Raw genomic sequence first — 277 nt, 5'->3', positions numbered from 1 at the left:
ATCGACGCTCCACAGGCTGGCCAGCACGTTCCGCGCGCCCGCCTGCAAGAACGCCTGCGCCAACCCGAGGTATCCTTCTCCCGGCACATTTCGGCCGAGACCGGTCTCACAAGCGCTCAGCGTCACCAGCTCGGCATCGAGCCGCCAGTGCCCGGCGATCTCTGCCGCCGTGAGCGGCGCTTCCGTTCGGGAGAACAGCAGCGCGGGATTCGCGCCGTCGGTCACCACATGGCATGCGATGTGGATGAGATCGAACCTTCGCAGCTCGTCAGCCTGC

1 protein-coding gene is annotated in these 277 nt (G+C 66.8%); it reads right to left on the bottom strand.

Features of this window, described 5'->3' with window-relative positions; all coding sequences use genetic code 11:
• On the bottom strand, positions 1-277 hold a 277-nt coding region (locus SAZ04_RS21965), incomplete at both ends, for a CHAT domain-containing protein (RefSeq protein ID WP_332699685.1).

It is taken from the genome of Halalkalibacter lacteus (assembly GCF_036663595.1).
GTDB lineage: Bacteria > Bacillota > Bacilli > Bacillales > Bacillaceae_D > Halalkalibacter > Halalkalibacter lacteus.
The sequence above is the reverse complement of the archived record's forward strand: the minus strand, read 5'-3'. Positions and strand labels throughout refer to the sequence as shown.